The organism is Vibrio sp. 10N.261.46.A3, from assembly GCF_041472995.1.
In the GTDB taxonomy this organism is placed as follows: domain Bacteria; phylum Pseudomonadota; class Gammaproteobacteria; order Enterobacterales; family Vibrionaceae; genus Vibrio; species Vibrio coralliirubri.
The window spans coordinates 1-218 of record NZ_JBFRRH010000202.1 but is presented as its reverse complement, the minus strand read 5'-3'; the positions used below and the strand labels follow the sequence as shown (position 1 = coordinate 218).

1 rRNA gene is annotated in these 218 nt (G+C 47.7%); it reads right to left on the bottom strand.

Annotated elements, in window-relative coordinates:
• Window positions 1–218, bottom strand: a 23S ribosomal RNA gene (locus AB4484_RS26775); the annotation flags it as partial.

Sequence of the window (218 nt, the reverse complement as noted above, 5' to 3'; positions counted from 1 at the left end):
CCCTACTCGTTTTCACTGATTATGATGTGTCGGTTACGGGGCTATCACCCTTTACTGCGAGACTTTCCAGACTCTTCACCTGCATCATTAAAAGCTTAAGGGCTAATCCAATTTCGCTCGCCGCTACTTTCGGAATCTCGGTTGATTTCTCTTCCTCGGGGTACTTAGATGTTTCAGTTCCCCCGGTTTGCCTCCTGCTGCTATGTATTCACAACAGG